Origin of the sequence: Rhizobium sp. BR 315 (assembly GCF_050577975.1) — a bacterium.
GTDB classification, from domain to species: Bacteria; Pseudomonadota; Alphaproteobacteria; order Rhizobiales; family Rhizobiaceae; genus Rhizobium; species Rhizobium miluonense.
In genome coordinates this window covers 1-1,470 of sequence record NZ_JARWKZ010000129.1, presented here as the reverse complement: position 1 = coordinate 1,470, position 1,470 = coordinate 1, and the positions used below count along the sequence as shown (strand labels likewise).

2 protein-coding genes are annotated in these 1,470 nt (G+C 33.2%); both read right to left on the bottom strand.

All coding sequences use genetic code 11. From position 1 onward, the window contains the following. Positions 1 to 289 precede the first annotated feature (289 nt). Entirely contained in the window at positions 290 to 490 is a 201-nt protein-coding gene (locus QD409_RS35320; RefSeq protein ID WP_341082330.1) for a hypothetical protein, read from the bottom strand. Positions 491 to 863: 373 nt separating this feature from the next. Continuing rightward, positions 864 to 1,160, bottom strand: a complete 297-nt coding sequence (locus tag QD409_RS35315; protein ID WP_341082331.1) for a hypothetical protein — start codon at positions 1,158 to 1,160, stop codon at positions 864 to 866. Positions 1,161 to 1,470: the final 310 nt, after the last annotated feature.

Sequence of the window (1,470 nt, the reverse complement as noted above, 5' to 3'; positions counted from 1 at the left end):
TTATTTAACTACTCTTATTTAAAAAGCAACGCTTTAAAAAGTGATTATGAAGGTCTAGTGAGCATTAGAGAGGAATTTTATCTCTAAAAATGACCACTTTTTTTGTATTTGTATTTCCTTTAATCATCAGCTCAAAAAAACTCCGACTATTTAGCCGAAGTTCATACTCTACAGTAGGTTAATTAAATTTTATTAGTTTGGATTAACTTTATACAGGGGGATTTTATCTATTGCCTGCTTTTTAACAATCTTTTTGTATTCAAATCCTAATAACAAGTGCGGTTCATATCTAATTCTTTTTTTCAAATTCTTTTTTTTGCATTTTTATAATAAATAATGTTTGAAAAGTAGAGTAACCTAAACCTAGGATAGTCAAAACAATACCGCTGTATAGTCCGCGCTTTCTTGCTTTTTCTTGAATGTAGTGAGTGAAATAAGCATTAGAGATGGTGCAAAAAATCATGATACCAATGGTTAATAAAACACGCATATCAAATTTCTCCTTTCTGTAACTTTAGTTTTTCCTAAAAAGATTAAGCTATGAAGGAAAGATTTAAAGAGACTAGTCGCCAATAGTTCTTTAGAATAATGGTTGTTCTTTTGAATTGGATCATTCTGTTTTCTAATTTCAAAAAGCAAAAATTCTATCTTTTGAATGTGGTTACATATTATAATAAAAAAAGGCTACAGATACTTCAGATCTATAGCCTGACCAACTCTTTATAGGGTTGGCTCCCATACTAAAGTATGAAATGACCTCCTACGAATAAATCGAAGGAGGTCRTTTTATTTTATTCAAAGAAACATCAACGTTGACCTATTGGTCATTATTTGACCCTGTGGTCAACACTAGTTTAAGAGAGTTACTTTTTATTTTCAATTCCTAATATCTCTCTAGCTAAATGTATATCCATTGCTTGAATTTGTTCTTTTCTTTCCAAGATGGCCTTTTGGAAAGAAGCGATTAGCTTGATTGCTTCTTCCTCCCCTTCTATCTTTAAATGCTTCTCCATTAATGCCCCAATTTGAATGAGTCTTTTTGTTCTAGATTTACGCTCTTTTTCCTTTAATTGATTCGCAAGCCTTTGCTTCTCAGCTTGCATCTTCTTAATCTTTTCATCCATATCTAGCAATCTCTCTTCTTCTGTCTTTCGAGCCATAGCCCTCACTCCCCTTATAACCTTGTTTCCTCCATTATAATCAAATTATAGCTATAACACTAGAATAACAAAGTAGTATCTTCACTCTGCATGTGGTATAATCACCCCAATGAACAAAGTGAAGAAGGGCGCACTTATACAAACTTCGTTTGTGTGCGGTTTGCGTTGCAAACAAAGAGCATATTCGCTTGGTGCGAATACAAAATCAAAACCCTCCATTCGCTAGTGGGCGAATGAGTATCCGCCATAATGCGGATACAAAAAAGGATTCGGAAGATTTTTATAAATACTCGTTGGCAATGTCAGCAAT